The organism is Amycolatopsis sp. NBC_01480 (genome assembly GCF_036227205.1).
GTDB lineage: Bacteria > Actinomycetota > Actinomycetes > Mycobacteriales > Pseudonocardiaceae > Amycolatopsis.
This window is the reverse complement of record NZ_CP109442.1, coordinates 4,434,348-4,449,976: the sequence shown is the minus strand read 5'-3', so window position 1 is coordinate 4,449,976 and position 15,629 is coordinate 4,434,348. Positions and strand designations below refer to the sequence as shown.

At 71.3% G+C, this 15,629-nt stretch carries 15 protein-coding genes; 7 read left to right on the top strand and 8 right to left on the bottom strand.

What is annotated here, in order from left to right; all coding sequences use genetic code 11:
* Positions 1-23: 23 nt before the first annotated feature.
* Positions 24-1,235, bottom strand: a complete 1,212-nt coding sequence (locus OG371_RS21425) for an ROK family transcriptional regulator (protein WP_329073239.1) — start codon at positions 1,233-1,235, stop codon at positions 24-26.
* 286 nt (positions 1,236-1,521) lie between these two features.
* On the opposite strand from OG371_RS21425, the gene OG371_RS21420 reads away from it, so the two are divergent.
* From OG371_RS21420 to OG371_RS21400, 5 genes are all read left to right on the top strand, one after another.
* Entirely contained in the window at positions 1,522-2,133 is a 612-nt protein-coding gene (locus OG371_RS21420) for a DUF3558 domain-containing protein (RefSeq protein WP_329071873.1), read from the top strand.
* A gap of 134 nt (positions 2,134-2,267) precedes the next feature.
* Positions 2,268-2,756: a hypothetical protein gene (locus OG371_RS21415; RefSeq protein ID WP_329071870.1), complete on the top strand. Its 489-nt coding sequence runs from the start codon at positions 2,268-2,270 to the stop codon at positions 2,754-2,756.
* A complete protein-coding gene (locus tag OG371_RS21410) occupies positions 2,749-3,369 on the top strand; it encodes a DUF3558 domain-containing protein (RefSeq protein ID WP_329071868.1) in 621 nt (206 codons plus the stop codon). Before OG371_RS21415 ends, OG371_RS21410 begins: the two co-directional genes overlap by 8 nt.
* Positions 3,369-4,664: a WXG100 family type VII secretion target gene (locus tag OG371_RS21405; RefSeq protein WP_329071866.1), complete on the top strand. Its 1,296-nt coding sequence runs from the start codon at positions 3,369-3,371 to the stop codon at positions 4,662-4,664. The genes OG371_RS21410 and OG371_RS21405 overlap by 1 nt, the downstream gene beginning before the upstream one ends.
* Complete coding sequence (locus OG371_RS21400) at positions 4,661-5,392, top strand: ESX secretion-associated protein EspG (RefSeq protein WP_329071864.1); 732 nt, start codon at positions 4,661-4,663, stop codon at positions 5,390-5,392. Before OG371_RS21405 ends, OG371_RS21400 begins: the two co-directional genes overlap by 4 nt.
* A gap of 22 nt (positions 5,393-5,414) precedes the next feature.
* Here OG371_RS21400 and OG371_RS21395 read toward each other — a convergent pair whose 3' ends face one another.
* Positions 5,415-6,005 (bottom strand): TetR/AcrR family transcriptional regulator, encoded by a 591-nt coding sequence (locus OG371_RS21395; RefSeq protein WP_329071862.1) that lies wholly within the window; start codon positions 6,003-6,005, stop codon positions 5,415-5,417.
* A 93-nt stretch (positions 6,006-6,098) separates the two neighbouring features.
* On the opposite strand from OG371_RS21395, the gene OG371_RS21390 reads away from it, so the two are divergent.
* A complete protein-coding gene (locus tag OG371_RS21390; protein ID WP_329071860.1) occupies positions 6,099-6,980 on the top strand; it encodes an SDR family oxidoreductase in 882 nt (293 codons plus the stop codon).
* Positions 6,981-7,019: 39 nt separating this feature from the next.
* Here OG371_RS21390 and nudC read toward each other — a convergent pair whose 3' ends face one another.
* Genes nudC through OG371_RS21360 form a run of 6 tightly spaced genes read right to left on the bottom strand, consistent with a single transcriptional unit; the run spans position 7,020 to position 14,553 of the window.
* Positions 7,020-8,039, bottom strand: coding sequence for an NAD(+) diphosphatase (nudC, locus tag OG371_RS21385; protein WP_329071858.1), 1,020 nt, complete (start codon positions 8,037-8,039; stop codon positions 7,020-7,022).
* On the bottom strand, positions 8,039-9,418 hold the full coding sequence (locus OG371_RS21380; protein ID WP_329071856.1) for a M16 family metallopeptidase: 1,380 nt from the start codon (positions 9,416-9,418) through the stop codon (positions 8,039-8,041). Before OG371_RS21380 ends, nudC begins: the two co-directional genes overlap by 1 nt.
* Positions 9,415-10,719 (bottom strand): M16 family metallopeptidase, encoded by a 1,305-nt coding sequence (locus tag OG371_RS21375; protein WP_329071854.1) that lies wholly within the window; start codon positions 10,717-10,719, stop codon positions 9,415-9,417. Before OG371_RS21375 ends, OG371_RS21380 begins: the two co-directional genes overlap by 4 nt.
* Before the next feature lie 9 nt (positions 10,720-10,728).
* On the bottom strand, positions 10,729-12,318 hold the full coding sequence (locus OG371_RS21370; protein WP_329071852.1) for a DUF2207 family protein: 1,590 nt from the start codon (positions 12,316-12,318) through the stop codon (positions 10,729-10,731).
* Positions 12,315-13,589 carry a hypothetical protein gene (locus OG371_RS21365; RefSeq protein ID WP_329071849.1) on the bottom strand — a complete coding sequence of 425 codons (1,275 nt, stop codon included), beginning with the start codon at positions 13,587-13,589 and terminating at the stop codon, positions 12,315-12,317. The genes OG371_RS21370 and OG371_RS21365 overlap by 4 nt, the downstream gene beginning before the upstream one ends.
* Before the next feature lie 22 nt (positions 13,590-13,611).
* Complete coding sequence (locus tag OG371_RS21360) at positions 13,612-14,553, bottom strand: RDD family protein (protein ID WP_329071847.1); 942 nt, start codon at positions 14,551-14,553, stop codon at positions 13,612-13,614.
* Positions 14,554-14,605: 52 nt separating this feature from the next.
* Between OG371_RS21360 and OG371_RS21355 the strand changes: the two genes are divergently transcribed.
* Positions 14,606-15,610, top strand: coding sequence for a stage II sporulation protein M (locus OG371_RS21355; RefSeq protein WP_329071846.1), 1,005 nt, complete (start codon positions 14,606-14,608; stop codon positions 15,608-15,610).
* The last annotated feature ends 19 nt before the right edge of the window (positions 15,611-15,629 follow it).

The following is a 15,629-nucleotide window of genomic DNA, read 5'->3' as shown; positions in this document are numbered from 1 at the left end:
GGGGACTACGGGGACTACTCGGACTACTCGGTCGGGAGCGCCGCGGGCGGCGTTCCCCCTGCGGGCCTGCGCGACCCGAGGAGCGTGGGGGTGACGACGCCGAAGACGTCCTCACGGGCGGTGGCGAGCGCGGACTGCAACGCGCCCGCGCGCACCGCGTTGCCCTGCACCGAAGCGACGCCGACTGGCGTGCGGGGCAGGACCAGCGCGTGCAGCTTCTCGGCGACGTTCGCGGCGAACTCCTCGCCGCCGGCGCGGCTGGTCTCGCCGCAGAGCAGGATCAGCTGCGGGTCGGCGACGGCGACGAGGCTGGCGATGCCGCCCGCGACCCGGCGCGCCAGATCGTCGAGGAAACCGTTGCCGGACAGGGATTTCGCCTGGTTCACCGCGTCCCAGCCGGCTTCGGCGGTGATGCCGTGAGCCTTCGCCAGGCGGGTCACGGCGGGCGAGTCGACGAGGTTGCCGAACCGCGCGCCCGCCTCGGGCCACTCGTCGCCGGTGTCCACAGTGGCCGGATCGGGCACGCGCATCCAGTCGATCTCCCCGCCGCCGCCGGTCGCGCCGCGCAGCAGCCGGCGGCCGATGACCACGGCGCCGCCGACGCCCTCGGAGAGCCAGACCATGACGAAGTCGTCGACGTGCTGGGCTTTGCCCTCGCTCATCTCCTCCACCGCGACGAGGTTCACGTCGTTCTCGATGGTGACGGCGATGCCCAGCTCCTGCGAAAGCCGTGCCGGGACGTCGAAGCCGAGCCAGCCGGGGATGTGCGGCGCGGAGGACAGCAGCCCGGTGCGCGGGTCGAACGCGCCCTGCGCGCCGATCACGACGTTCGCCAGGTCGGCGAGCTCAAGCCCGGCCTCGGCGGTGACGTGCCGCAGTGCCTCCCCGAACGTGCCGACGACATCCGCGCCCTCGTGCACGGGCAGCTGCACCTGGTACTCGGCGAGCACGGTCCCGGCTACGTCGGCGACGATGAAGTCCGCGAGCTGCGGCGTGAGGTCGACGGCGACCACGTGCGCCAGCCCGCCGTTGACCGCCCAGAGCTGCGCGCGCGGCCCGCGGCCACCCCCGCGTTCTCCGGCCTTGCCAACGACTTTCTCCTGCTCGAGCCGGGTCAGCAGCTGCGCGGTGGCGGGCTTCGACAGCCCGATGGCGACCTCCAGCTCGGACCGCGTCAACGGCCCAGCACGCAGAAGCGCCTCGATCGCCGCGCGATCGTTGATCTCGCGCAGCATCCGCGGACTGCCGGCTCGCACTCTTGATCCCCTTAATTAGGATACTTTACAGACGGTTTCCGGGGACTGTAGTGAGCGCGGCCACAGCACGTCAATGGCCATCGGGAACGGGCGGGTAACGCTTCGGGCCCGGCAGGGAAACGCTTGGTTTACCTACGCTCTGCGGTCGGTTGGGCACTTCGAGCCACCTGTCGCCACCCGCAGACAGTTACCCTGCGCTCGTCGTTCCGATCCTGCCCTGCTCGACCACCCGGTCCGATTCGCTTGAAAGGCTGCCGTCGCCCGAATGTCCAAGAACACCTTCGCGCCTGCCCTGCTGGTTGTGGCCACGCTGGTGGCCGGCTGCTCCGGTCAGACCGGCACCGCCGTGCCCGCGTCGCCGGCTAGCTCCACCGGGCTCCGGTTCGGCGCGCCGCCCGTGCCTGCGCCGTTGGACCCGACGCCGCTGGAGACGGATCCGTGCGCGGCTATGACACCTGTGCAGGTGGCCAGTCTTGGCGCGCCTTTCAAAAACGAAGAGTCGAAACCCGCCGACCCTCTCGGCCCAGCCTGCAGCTGGAGCTTCGCTACCGAAGACGGCCGTTCGTCCACCACTGGTGCAGTGTTCACCGGAGACCCCAGTCACGGCGGCATCAGCGGCCTCTACGGTCGGCAACAAATGGGCGGACTGACCAAATTCCAACCTTTCACCGCCAACGGCTACCCCGGCGTGATTTACGACGCGGCAAGCAACACCCCACCAGGCAGTTGCCCACTTGCCATCGGCCTCCGCAACGACCTCACTTACACCATCAGCGTGGACCTCGACGGCCTCGATCACCCCTTCGCCGACGCATGTGAACTCGGCAAAAAAGTCGCCGGCTTCGTCATCCGATATCTCCAGAACGGGGGCCGCTGACGCCGATATGTGGGCCCGTAGGACACGCAGTGGGCGCGCTTCGCCCACTCAGTGGATGATCACCGATTCCTGTCACCATCTGCAGACGAACTGCTACCCTCTGTCCGTTCGAGTTACGGGCGGGGAGGCCTTCGATGACGGACAACGTGACAGACCCTGTGCAGCGCGTGCGGCACCTACCAGCGAACATGCAGGGCCCGCTGGTGCCCGGCTACACCTACGTGCGGGACAAGACTCCGGAGCAGATCGCCCAGGAAGCGGCGGACGCCCAGGCCAAGGCCAACGCGTCCATGCCCACCGGCGGCAGCGGCTACCGCCTGGACCCCGACACCGCCCACGAGGTCATCACCGAGATCGACGACATCCTGGACTGGATCCAATTGGATCTCAGCCAACATGCCCGTCAGCTCAGAGCCTTCACACCCATGGGTGACGAGGTCGCCAGCATCAACTACGTGCAGGATCTCAACGCTGCAGGTGCGTCCTACAACAACTACCTCACCAGTGTGGTGGCCGAACTCAAGCGTCAGCGAGAGGCAGTTCAGCAGGCGCTGAATACTTACCAGGAGCAAGAACACCAGGCCGCCAACCAGCTGAAAGGCACGACCAGCCGCCATGCCTAAGTCCTGCACGACCGTACTGACGCTGCTTGCCACAGCCACCCTGATCGTCGGCTGTTCCGGTCAGCCCGGCACTGCCGCGCCCGCATCCCCGGCACCTCCCAGCTCGACCGGCCTCCGATTTGGGGCGCCTCCGGTTCCAGCACCACTGGACCCTGCACCGCTCGAGAAAGACCCCTGCGCCGCAATGACCCCAGCACAGGTGGCGAGTCTCGGTGCTCCGCTCAAGAACACAGTCCCCAAGCCCGACGATCCCACCGGGCCAAGCTGCGGATGGCGTTTCGTCACCCCGGACGCGCCTGCCTCGGTCAGCGGCGCAGTATTCACCGGAGACCCCAGCCACGGCGGCATCAGCGGACTCTACGGCCAGCAGCAGACCGGCGGACTCAGCAAATTTCAACCATTTTCGGTCGACGGCTACCCCGGTGTCGTCTACGACGCGGGAACCAATACGCCAGCCGGCGGTTGCGCAGTGGCCGTCGGGCTCCGCAACGACCTCAGTTACACCATCAGCGTCAGCCTGGACGCACTCGAACATCCTTTCGCCGACGGCTGCGAACTCGGTAAAAAGGTCGCCGGCTTTGTGATCACCTATCTCCAGCAAGGGGGCCACTGATGCCGGACGGATACACCGGGGCGGACGTCTACGCCCGGATGCACCGCTTCAACGGCGACACCTCGACGCTGGACAGCGGCCAGCAAGCGGCTCAGGCACTCAAGGGCGGGCATGACGACCTGGTCGCCCGGATCACCAAGCTGCAGGGCAAACTTGACGGATCGTGGCAAGGTGATGCGTCGCAGAAGGCGCAGGCCGGGTTTGCGCCCCTGATCCAGTCTTCGCAGCAGGCGGCTGACGACTTGAATCGCAGCGCGGAGTCCATCACCGCGCAGAACAGCGGGTTCCACGAAACGCTGACGAAGCTCGCGCCGATGGACAGCAATCGGCCCGACACCAATGACCTGGCCAGTTACAACCCGTTCCATGCGAGCGACTCGGAGAAGAAAGCCGCGCAGTGGGACACCAATGACCAGGCCAACAAGAACGCTTACGGCTCCTATTACGCGACGACGGACGGAAACCGGAACAGCGCCGCGAAGGATTACCCGGCGCTGAATGCGGCTCCAGCCGGACTTGCGGTGGCACCGGCGCCGCCGCCGGGAGGCCACGGCACAAGCGGTACCGGCGGAACAGGCGGGACCGGCAGCACCGGGGGCCCTGGCGGAACAGGCGGCACCGGGCACGGTGGAGTCCCAAGTGGACACAGCGCGGGCGGCACCGGCCAGGTCGGACCACACAGCACTGCGACCGGTCCGTCCCCCGCAGCTTCGGGAACCGCTCCGGGTGGGACGCACGGGGCGGGAGCCACCCCTCCCCCATATGGCGGGACTTCCACGGACTCCACTTCGACGGCGGGGTACACACCGAAGCCGCCGGCCAGCAACGCGCCCGGATTCGGCTCGGGGCAGCTGCCGACGTTCGGACCGGGCAGTGGTGGCGGAGACTCGAGCACCGGCGGAGGAGCCGGCCCGATCGGCGGATTCGGAGTGCCCGGCGGTTCCGGTTCCGGCCTGGGCGGCGGAACCGCCGGCGGAATCGGCGCGGGCACCGGAGCCGGCGCAGGCTCCCGCTTGGGCGGCGGAGCCGGACAGCAGCTCGGCAACGGTGCGGGCACCGGCAGCGGCGGCCCGGCTGGGCAAGGCGTGGCCCGCCCCGGAGGCGGGACCGCCGGCGCCCCAGGCGCGAAAGGCTCTTCGGGCATGGGCGGCATGGGCGCCGGCGCCGGGAAGGGCAAGGGCGGCGCAGACGAGGAGCACGAGCGGAAGGTCACTCTGCCCGACCAGGACGCCGACGAGCTGTTCGGTGGCTACCCCGACGGCATGCGGCCGACCCCGCCCACCATCGGCGCGTGAGCGTGCTGCGTGCGCCGCTGAAACTGAGCCGGGAGGCGTACCAGAACCTGGTGCGACGGCTGGACGGCGGTGAACTCCACCCGACGCTGATCGGCGGGGAGAAGTGGTACCCGCCGGATGAACAGGACCAGCTCGCGGCGCGGGCCGACGCGGAACTCCAACGCGTCGGCTGGCGGTCCCGAGACTTCGCCGACGTCGTCACGCTGCTGCAGCGTCCGGCCGTCGATCACTATTGCTGGGCACGGATTTCCGGTCGCGACGTCACGCTCCAAGCAGCGTCGCAGGGACGCGACGCGGTACTCGCCGTCGCCGACGACGAGACGGTGCACCTCTTCCCCAGCTCCGCCGAGACGGCAGCGTGGGACCTGGCGACAGCGCTGCCTGACACCCCACCCGTCGCGCGGATGCACTCGCTGTCCTGCTCGGAAGAGGACTACACGGCCGTGCTCGCGGGCGACGCCCCGCCCAGCCGGACCAACAGCGCCCGCGACGCCCGCCGCGCCGCGGAATGGATGCAGTTGCCCCGCGTGCACGTCGGACGGCTGTATGCCGCAGTACGCAGCGGCGGGAAGCGCATCCGCAACGAGACTCCGCCCTACTGGATCGACACCGAGCAGGGACGCTTCATCGCCTCGGTGAGCGAGGGCTGGCTGAGCGTCGCCGCCGCGAGTGCCCAGGACGTGGCCCACCGGCTCCAGCGGCTCGAATCCGACCTCCGCTCCCAGTGAGCCCGACGCCCGGCTTTGAACATCACGGAGGCGATTGAGGAAGCGAATCGAGTCTGGCCGCGCATTCCTGCACCTCGTTCAAGGCCGCGGCAGCATGGCGCGCGAAGTCCTCGTTCTCCGACGCCATCCAGCGTTCGAGGGCGATGCGGAAGGCGAGCATGCCCACTTCCGCGCCCAGCCGGGCAGTCAGGTCGTCCGCGCCACGGGCACGCAGGGCGTCGCTGATCGAGGCGGAGATCCGGGCGTACTTGAGCAGTCCCCGTTCCTGCGCCTCGGCGTTCGCCGCAACCACCTGCACGCGTTGAAGGGCTTTGGCCCGCCGCTGCGGGGTCATCGCGACCTCGGCGGCCGTGAGCGCGGCCCGCAGGCACTCGGTGAGCGTCGCGCCCGGCGGGGCCGCCCGGACGGCGTCGCCGAACAGCCCGGCCAGCACGTCCTCACCGCCGAACAAGACCTCCCGTTTGTCGGCGAAGTGCCGGAAGAACGTGGCGCGGTTCAGCCCGGCCCGATCAGCGATCTGCGCGACGGTCGTCTCCTCGTACCCGTTCTTCACGAACAGGTCCAGCGCCGCGGCCTCGAGGCGCTCGCGCGCGTCCGGCGCCCATCTACTCACCGGACCAGTCTAAGCAAGGCGACTGGGTCGCATCACTTGTGCTAGCGTTGATGCGACTCGATCGCATCACTCACTCACCGCAGGAGAACTCCCATGCGCGTCTTCGTCACCGGTGCCTCCGGCTGGATCGGCTCAGCCGTAGTCCCCGAACTCCTCGACGCCGGCCATCAGGTCCTCGGGCTGGCCCGCTCGGACGCCGCCGCAAAAGCCGTCGCCGAGCTGGGTGCCGAGGTGGTGCGCGGCGACCTGAACGACCTCGACGTGCTGCGGGCCGGCGCCCTCGACAGCGACGGCGTCATCCATCTGGCCTTTGTCGTGCCCAGCACAACCGAGGCCGCGACGCGGACGGATGCCTTGGCCATCAACACTTTTGCCACCAGCCTCGCCGGTTCCGGCAAGCCCTTGGTGGTCTCCGGCGGAACGCTCGTCCGGCCCGGACGACCCGCGACCGAGCGCGACGAACTCATCGCCGAAGGACCGATCGCGGCCCGCATCACGAACATGCGGGCCGCGCTGGCCGCCGCCGACCAGGGCGTTCGATCCTGCCTGGTCATGCTGCCGCGCTCAGTGCACGGCGAGGGCGACCGGCACGGATTCGTCCCCCGGCTCGTCACTTTGGCCCAGGCCAAGGGCGTGTCCGGCTACCTCGGCGACGGGACCAGCCGCTGGCCCGCCGTCCACGTGAAGGACGCTGCGAGCCTCTACCGGCTGGCCATCGAGAAGGCACCCGCCGGCGCGGTGCTCCACGCGGTCGGCGACGAAGGCGTGCCGGTCCGCGACATTGCCGAAGCCATCGGCCGGCACCTCGGCCTGCCGGCCAAGTCCTTGCCCGCCACCGAGTACGAGGGCATGGTCGTGCGCCTGCTCGGCACCGACATGCCCGCCTCCAGCGCCATCACCCGGGAGCTCCTCGGCTGGACGCCCACCCACCCGGGCCTCATCGAGGACATCGAGCAGGGCCATTACTTCTCGTGAGTGTTCATGACGGTTCTAACCGTCATGAACACTCACGAGTCACTCGTCCGCGTCGGCCCAGGCTTTGAGCATCACGCGGGCGATCGAGGAGTTGCCGGGGAGGATGATTTCCGCTGCGCCGCCGGCGATGGGGGTCGGGACGGCGCCCTCGTTGCGGACCTGGCTGTTGCGGAAGGCCGCGCGGACCTCCTCGCGGGTGACCCACAGGGCTTCCTCGATCTCGCCGTCCGCGGGGACCAGCGGCACCGACGGGTCGGCGCGGGCGGTGAAGCCCAGCATGATCGAGCGCGGGAACGGCCAGGGCTGGCTGCCCAGGTACCGCACGTCGGACACCTTCGCGCCGACTTCCTCGAGGATCTCGCGCTCGACACAGCCTTCCAGCGATTCGCCGGCCTCGACGAAGCCTGCCAGCACCGAGTAGCGGCCCGCGGGCCACACCGGCTGGCGCGCGAGCAGCACGCGCGAGCCGTTGGCGCCTTCGTAGTCGTGCACCAGGCAGATCACCGCCGGGTCCGTCCGCGGGTACTCCTCGTGCCCGTTCGCCGCGCAGCGGCTGGCCCAGCCGAACTGGATCAGCTCGGTCGGCGAGCCGTCGCGGGTGCAGTATTTCGCCTGGCGGCGCCAGTTCCGCAGCGCCTGGGCGGTGGTGAACAGGCCGGCCGACGTGTCGTCCAGCAGGTCGCCGTGACCGCGCAGCTCGACCCAGATCTCGCCGTCGACCCGCGGGACCTCCTCGACGAAACCCCAGCTGCCGGCCATCCGCACGGTGTCCGCGTCGCCCTCGGCGCGGCCGGGCAGCGACCAGTAGTCGGTGTCCTCCCACTCGCCGAGGAACACCGCGTCGGCGGGCGGCTCGCTGCCGTAGTTGGCCGCCTTGCGCGTGGCCAGCGAGGTGGTGCCCTCGACCACCGGGGTGCGCCCGGTGTCGTCGAGCAGCACCACCCGGGCCGTCGGCCACTTCGCGGCGAGCCGCTCCGGGTTGGTGCGCAACATCTCCTGACGGTCCACAGTGGACCGGGACAGCGTCGGGAGCGAGCCGAGCGTGTACGGGGCGGTCATCAGGCCTCTTCGCCGACCGTGACGTCGCCGAGCGCGGTGAGCTTCGGGGCCAGCAGATCCGCGTCGCCCACGACCACGCCGGTGAACCGCTTGGGCGCGAAGAAGTCCAGCGCCGCCTGGGCGACCTCCTCCTCCGTCACCGCCGCGACCCGCGCCGGGTGCTCCTGCAGCCACTCGACGCCCAGGCCGGTCGATGCGAGCGCCATCACCTGCCCGGCCAGGCCGGACTGCGAGGACGTCGAGGTGAGCAGCGAGCCGATCGCGTACTGCCGCACCGACTCGACCTCGACGCCGGTCGGCGGCACCAGGCCGAGGCGGCCCAGCTCGTAGCGCGTCTCGAGCAGCGCCGCGGCCGTCACCTCGTTCGCCGTGTCGGCGTCGACGTTCACCGTCGCGTTCTGGTCCGTGAACTCGAAGCCCGAGTGCGCGCCGTACGTGTAACCCTTGTCCTCACGGATGTTCTCCACCAGGCGCGAGGAGAAGTAGCCGCCGTACGCCAGGTTCGCCAGCTGCACCGCGGCGTAACGCGGGTCGGTGCGCGGCACCGTCTGCGCGGACAGCCGGATCTGCGACTGGACGGCACCGGAGCGCGGCACCAGCAGCACGTTGCCGCCGGTCAGCTCGGGCAGCGCGGGCAGCCGCGGCGCGGAGCGGTCCGACGCCCAGCCGCCGAGCGCGCGCTCGAGGTCGCCCGGCACGGTCTGCGGGTCGATGTCGCCGACGATCACCAGCACGGAACCGCGCGGCAGCACCGAAGCCGCGTGCAGCGCCCGCACCTGCTCCGGCGTCACCACCTCGACGTCGGCGGCCTCCGGCACCTCGCGGGTGGCCGGGTGGTCGCCGTAACGCTGCTTCTGCAACGCCTCCCGCGCGATCGTGCGCGGCTGCGTGCGCGAGACCGCGATGCGCTCGATCAGCCGCTCACGCTCGCGGCCCACCTCGGCGTCGGTGTAGGCCGCGCCGGTGAACACGTCGCCGAGCACGTCGAGCAGCGTCGGCAGGCCGCTGGACAGCGCGGAACCGGTGACGTACAGGCGTTCCGGGTCGACGCCGGTGCCGAGGTCGCCGCCGATCAGCGCCAGCTCGGCGTCGATCTCGACCCGATCGCGGCGCGCGGTGCCGGTGAGCAGGGTCTCCGCCAGCACCTCCGCGGTGGCCGGGTGCAGCTTGTCCTCGCCCGCGAACGGGATCCAGACGCGGACCTCGACCAGCGGCACGGTCGCCTTCCGCACGGCCACCACCCGCAGGCCGTTGCTCAGCGTCGTGTCCACATGGGACAGCTCGGCGGCCGGGGACTGCGACCCCAGCGGAGGCAGCGGGCGCGGCCCCGTGGCCGTGCGGCCGATCTCCGCCGCACTGCGATGCGTAGCCGAAGTCACTGTTCGTTCGTCCCTTCAGAAGCTTCGGAATCGGCCGGCTTCACGACCAGCACGGCGCGCGAGTCCGGGCGCAGCGCCTTCGCCGCGGCCGACACCGCCTCGCCGGTGATCGCCGACATGCGGTCGGCCAGCCGGTGCACCAGCGTCGCGTCGCCGTACAGCAGCTCGAACGCGCCGAAGGCCAGCGTGCGCGACACCAGCCGGTCGTGCTCCGAGTGCAGGCTCGCGGCCCAGCGGGCGGTGACCTTCTTGAGTTCCTGCTCGTCCGGCGCCGTCGCCGCGAGCTTCTCCAGCTCCTCGTCGAGGGCGGCGAGCACGCGCTCGCGCGAAACGTCCGGCGGGTGGATCGCGGTGATGGTGAACGTGTCCGGATCGCGGGCCTCGAACGGGCCGAACAGCCCGGCGCCCGCGCCGATGTCGACCACCAGCGGCTCGCGGTGCACCAGCCGCTGCTGCAGCCGGGAGCCGTCGCCGTCGGTCAGCACGCTGGCGAGCACCAGGTACGCGAGGTAGCCGTCGAGGTCGTTGATCGGGTCCGGCATGCGGTAGCCCACGGCGAGCGCGGGCAGCGGCGCGTGCGCGTCCTGGTGCTCCCCGTACAGCTCGCTGGTGGGCGCGGGCTCGGCGAACGAGCGGCGCGGCGGCGCGGGCCGGTACGGGACGTCGCCGAAGTGCTTCTCGATCAGTGCCTTCGCGTTCTCCACCTCGAAGTCGCCGGCGACGGTGAGCACCGCGTTCGCCGGGGAGTAGAAGGTGTCGAAGAACGCCGCGCAGTCCTCCAGGGTGGCGCCCTCGAGATCCTCGAACGCGCCGTAACCGTCGTGGGCGTTCGCGAAAGTGTTGTACAGCACCGGCGGGAGCAGGATCCACGGGAAGCCGCCGTACGGCCGGTTCCGCACGTTGAGGCGGATCTCCTCCTTGACGACCTCGATCTGGTTCGCCAGGTTCTCCGCGGTCAGCTTCGGCGCGCGCATGCGGTCGGCCTCGAGGAACAGCGCGCGCTCGAGCGCCGCCGAGGGCAGCACCTCGAAGTAGTCCGTGTAGTCCGGGTGGGTGGACCCGTTGAAGGTCCCGCCGCTGGACTGCACGTGCCGGAAGTGGGCGAGCTTCTCCAGGCTCTCGCTGCCCTGGAACATCAGGTGCTCGAAGAGGTGCGCGAACCCCGTCAGCCCCTCCGGCTCGGAACGGAAGCCCACGTCGTAGTGCACGCTGACCCCGACAACCGGCGCGGTCGGGTCCGGGGCGAGCACCACGCGCAGACCGTTGTCGGTGGTGAAGCGGACGAGTTCGGGATCGGCCATGCCCCCACCCTACGCAGGAGCGGGGTCCCTCGGTGCGTCCGGTCGGATGCCTCTCACCCCGTGGTGCGCCGAGGCGAACGCGGCGACCAGCGCGGCCGTGAAACCGCTGGTCGCGGCCACTGCGGCCGGGCCTTCGGCGACCGTCCCGTACCAGTACGCCTGTGGCGAACGGCCGGGCGCCGCGAAGGCCGTCACCCATTGATCGGCTTCGCCGAGCGCGAGTGCATACGGGAGGGCGCGGGAGAACAGCAGCTCTCGGTCCGCGGCGGTGAGACGCGCGGGGTCCGGCGCCGCCAGCCGAGCGCGCAGGCCGAGTAAGCGGCGGCGCAGGAGCAGGCCTGACGTCGTGCGCGCCGGGAGCAGACGGGACCCGAGCGAGAGCGCGACTCCACAAGCGATCACCACGAGGCCGAGCTGGGCGTAGCCGACGGTGAAGGTGAGCAGAACCGTCAGGAAGACGCCGTACAGGCACAGTCGCGCGCCGGCCCGTGCCAGCTTCGCGCCGCGACGGGAGAGCCAGCGGCGACGGAGGACGTCGGCCAGCACGCCGGTCTGGAACGGGGCCAGCGACGACACCTTCGCCGACTCCCCCGGCAGCACGGCCTCGTACACCGTGCGCTCGAACCGGCCGAGCTGCTCGTCCGGCGGGTTCCGGCGGACGAGCACCCAGTCGCGCGGGCCGTCCTCGCTGACCCAGATGTAGTTCCGCACGCACAGGTCCAGCACGGTCGCGGCGAGGTCGACGGCGTCGGCACGGCCGGTGAGCAGCGGGCCGACGTGGCCGGGCAGCACGCCGTCGGGTGAGGAGAACTGGCCGTCCGACAGCAGGTCCACCGGCATCGGCACGACGGGCGCGGCGTCCCGGCGGCGCAGGAACGCCACCAGCGCCAGCGCCGCCAGCAGCAGCACCGCGAACGCGCCCCAGGCCCACCACACCGGGGCCGACGCCGAGATCGCGCCCGCCACGGTCTTCGACGGCACCAGCCGCTCGGTGACCGGCACGGTGCCGCCCGGCAGCTCGGCCGTCAGCTCCACGCGCTGGCCCGCGGCGAGGTTCGGCACCTGGACGCGGGTGAGGCCGGAGTGGTCGATCTGCGCGGCCCCGCACGGGGTGGCCGTCCCGGGCGGACCGGCGAGGCAGGTCAGCGCGTCCGGCACCCTCGGCGCGGCGAACGTCGCTCGCACCAGCTCCAGCCGCGTGTCCCAGCCACCCGCGAGATCCCACGTCACCCGCTCGACGCCGCGGCCCGCCCCGACCGCACCGTCCACCGTGTACTGGACGATCGAGGTACCGCCGCGCAGGTCGAGCGTCACGGCGTCGGCCGAGGTCTCGGAGCTGCCGGCGCCCTCGATGCTCAGGTCCCGGACGGTGAGCAGCCGATCCTGGTCGTCGTCGGCCGGCGCGCGCAGGGCGATGCGCCGGGTCATCGAGGTGCCCTCGGGCACGGAGACGGCCTCGGTGACGGACAGGCTGCCGTCACGCTGGACTTTCAGGGTGACCTCCGCGCTCTGCGGCAAGGTGGGCAGGTCCTGGGCGGATGCGGTCGGGGTCAGGGCTAGGAGCAGCGCCGGGATGAGGAGGAAAACGGTGCGCCTCATGCGAAAACCCCGTCCGGCTCCAGCGCGCGGCGGCGTTCGGACAGGGCGAGGACGCCGTCCAGGGCGGCGGCCAAGGCTTCGTCGTCCGGTCTGGGTGGGGCGGCGAGTGCACGCCCCCGCGCGGTACGGCGGGGCAGCCACGGCGCGATGGCGACCAACGCGAGACCGGCGACGACCACCGCAACTCCCAGCAACGCGTACCCGACAGTGAAGGTGAGCACGGCCATCGCGACCACGCCCAGCACGATCAGACCGAAGCCACTTAGCCGGGCCCGGCCGGGTAAGCGGGACAGCCAGCCTTCGCGGACGGCGTCGGCGCGTAGGCGAGCACGCAACGCCGCCGGATCTAGGGCGCGGACCTCCGACAACCGCGACACGTTGAAGGCCGCGAGCACGGTGCGTTCGAAGTCGCGCGGGGCGTCGCCTTCGGCGCGGGTTATGAGCCAGTCGGCGCCGTCCGTTTCGGCGAAGTGCAGGTGACCGCGGGCGGCCAGGTCGAGCGCCGTGCCGGAGAGGTCGAGACGGTCTTCGGTGACTATCGCGGCGTACGCGGGCGGGACGGCGGTGGTCGCGGTTGCGGTGCGGTCGCGGCGGCGCAGCCACCAGACGGCGAGCGCGCCGAGCAGCAGCAATACCACCAGAACGCCGAGGCCCACGGCCGTAACCGGGCCGAAGACGAAGGCCGCCGCGACCGTCGAGACCGGGACGAACCGAGCGTTGGCCGGCAGCGCCCCGGCCGGCAGGCGCACGGCGAGGTCGATGCGGTCTCCGCGGGCGAGGCCGTCCTGCTCGACGCGGACCACGCCCTGGTCGCCGATCTCGGAGAAAGTGCACTGCCGCGCGGATCCGGGCGAGCCGGCGAAACAGTCCGCAGTGGACATTCCGGGCACGGGCGGGGTGAAGGCGGCGGTCACGCGGGCCAGGTCGGCGTCCCAGCCGCCGGTGACCTGCCAGCGCAGCTGTCCGCTGCCGTCGACCGCACCGTCCACTGTGTACGTCAAGGTGGCCGGGCCGCCGTCGAACGTCGCCACCACGCCGTCGGCGCCGGTTTCGACGTGACCGCCAGTGATGCGGACGTTGTCGACGGCGTAGACGCGGTCCTGCGCCTCGGTGGCGGGCACCCGCAGCGGGATCCGGTGGACGGCGGGGCCACGGGTGGTGACCCGCTCGGTCACGGTGAGCGAGGCGTCCCGCGCGGCCGTCACGGCGACGTCGTCGGTCACCCCGCCGGACGGCGCGAGCACCAGCGCCACGGCCAGTTCGGTCAGCACGGCGACAGCGTAGAGCCCACGGTCAGCTCGGTGGGGTGAACGGGTTGTCCGGCTCGGGCCGCGGGGGCTCGGGCACGTAACCCGACGTGACTCCGGGCTGCTGCGGGGAGACCGGCTGCTGCGCATAACCCGGCTGCGGCGCGAACCCCGGCGCCAGCCCGGGCTGCGGCACATAACCCGGTACCGGCGCGGGCCGTCCATACGCCGGTGCGAGCCGGGCCTGATCCCGATTGCGGCGTTCGGCCAGCACGGCCTGCAAGAACGTCCACGGCGGCATCCCGTACGGCAGAGCCACCCCGACGGCGTTCGCCACCTGGTACGCGAGCCCCTGGCCGAGCGACGCGGCCGCGTCCGGGCGCAGCTCGTGGTACCGCCCGAGGAACTGCCGGGACGCCAAAGCCAGGTCGTCGGGCAAGCGGCTGAGGTCGAGCTGCGAGGCCCACGCCTCGAGGCCCACCGGCATCACGACGTACGCCTGCGCGCTTTCCGGCACGCGCTCGCGGATCACCAGCGTGCCGGCCAGGAAGTCGCCGACGCGGCGGCCGTCCGACGAGGTCAGCGAGACGATCACCGCCACCGCGCCCAGGAAGCCGAGCGCCCAGAAGTCCACGAAGAACCCGGCCAGCGCGCGGGTCAGGGCGTGGCGGAAGCGGATCGGGCCGCCGTCGAGGCGGACCACGCGCAGACCCAGCGCCAGCTTGCCGAGCGAGCGGCCGCGGCTGAGCGTCTCGAACAGCACCGGGTAGCCGATCACGATCAGCACGAACAGGGTGAGCAGCAGCGCCACGGTCAGCGACGAATCGGCGCTGGGCATGGTGAACACCAGCACCAGCACGGCGATCAGCAGCAGCGCGCCCTGCACGAGGACGTCGAGCAGCATCGCGACCCCGCGGCTGGCGAGCTTGGCCACCCGCAGGTCCAGCACCACGGCTTCGCCGGTGACGAGATCGGACTCTTCCTGCACCGGGTCAGTCTAGTGAGCCCTAGGCTGGGGTTCGGCGAAACGGAGGTGACAGGTGGACGTCGACGTCTTCGTCGCGGCGCACAGCGCGGAGTGGTCGCGGCTCAGCGAGCTGGTACGCCGGCGACGGCTCAGCGGCGCCGAGGCGGATGAGCTGGTGACGCTGTACCAGCGCACGGCGACGCATCTGTCGATCATCCGCTCGACGGCGCCGGACCCGGCCCTGCTCGCGCGCCTGTCCGCGCTGGTGGCGCGGGCGCGCTCGGCCGTCACGGGCTCGCACAGCCCGGCGTGGCGCGAGGTGGCGCTGTTCTTCACCCGCCGGTTCCCGGCGGCGGTTTACCTGAGCCGGCGCTGGTGGATCCCCGCCGCGCTGGTCTCGGTGGCCCTGATGGCCGTGCTCGGCGTCTGGATCGCGGGCGACCCGCAGGTGCGCGCGTCGCTGATCTCGCCGGACGAGCTGAAGGCCATGACCGCGCCCGGCGGCCAGTACGAAACGTACTACTCGACCGGGCCCGCGGCCTCGTTCGCGGCGAAGGTCTGGACGAACAACGCCTGGGTGGCGGCGACCTGCCTGTTCCTCGGCGTCGCGCTCGGGCTGCCGGTGATCAGCGCATTGTGGCTGAACTCGCTGAACGCCGGTGTCGCCATCGGCCTGATGTCCTCAGCCGGCCGCGGCGACGTGCTGCTCGGCCTGCTCCTGCCGCACGGCCTGCTGGAGCTGACGGCCGTGTTCATCGCCGCGGGCACCGGCCTGAAACTCGGCTGGACCGTGATCGACCCCGGCCGCCGCTCCCGCAGCGCCGCGCTGGGCGAACAGGGCCGTTCGGTGGTGGTGATCGCGCTGGGGCTGGCCTGCGTGCTGCTGGTCTCGGGCGTGATCGAGGCCTTCGTGACGCCCTCGGGCTGGCCGACCTGGCTGCGCATCGGCATCGGCGCGGTGGTGGAACTGCTCTTCCTGACCTACGTCTTCACCCTCGGCCGCCGCGCCGCCCGCGAAGGCGAAGTCGGCGATCTCGAGGCCCAGCACGCTGGTGACGCTCTGCCTGAAGCCGGTTGAGGCTCGTGAGTGTTTATGC

Excerpts from the sequence above, each read along its gene's own strand:
- OG371_RS21425 (WP_329073239.1), bottom strand. The coding sequence starts at position 1,235 with ATGCTGCGCGAGATCAACGATCGCGCGGCGATCGAGGCGCTTCTGCGT.
- OG371_RS21420 (WP_329071873.1), top strand. The coding sequence starts at position 1,522 with ATGTCCAAGAACACCTTCGCGCCTGCCCTGCTGGTTGTGGCCACGCTG.
- OG371_RS21415 (WP_329071870.1), top strand. The coding sequence starts at position 2,268 with ATGACGGACAACGTGACAGACCCTGTGCAGCGCGTGCGGCACCTACCA.
- OG371_RS21410 (WP_329071868.1), top strand. The coding sequence starts at position 2,749 with ATGCCTAAGTCCTGCACGACCGTACTGACGCTGCTTGCCACAGCCACC.
- OG371_RS21405 (WP_329071866.1), top strand. The coding sequence starts at position 3,369 with ATGCCGGACGGATACACCGGGGCGGACGTCTACGCCCGGATGCACCGC.
- OG371_RS21390 (WP_329071860.1), top strand. The coding sequence starts at position 6,099 with ATGCGCGTCTTCGTCACCGGTGCCTCCGGCTGGATCGGCTCAGCCGTA.
- nudC (WP_329071858.1), bottom strand. The coding sequence starts at position 8,039 with ATGACCGCCCCGTACACGCTCGGCTCGCTCCCGACGCTGTCCCGGTCC.
- OG371_RS21375 (WP_329071854.1), bottom strand. The coding sequence starts at position 10,719 with ATGGCCGATCCCGAACTCGTCCGCTTCACCACCGACAACGGTCTGCGC.
- OG371_RS21370 (WP_329071852.1), bottom strand. The coding sequence starts at position 12,318 with ATGAGGCGCACCGTTTTCCTCCTCATCCCGGCGCTGCTCCTAGCCCTG.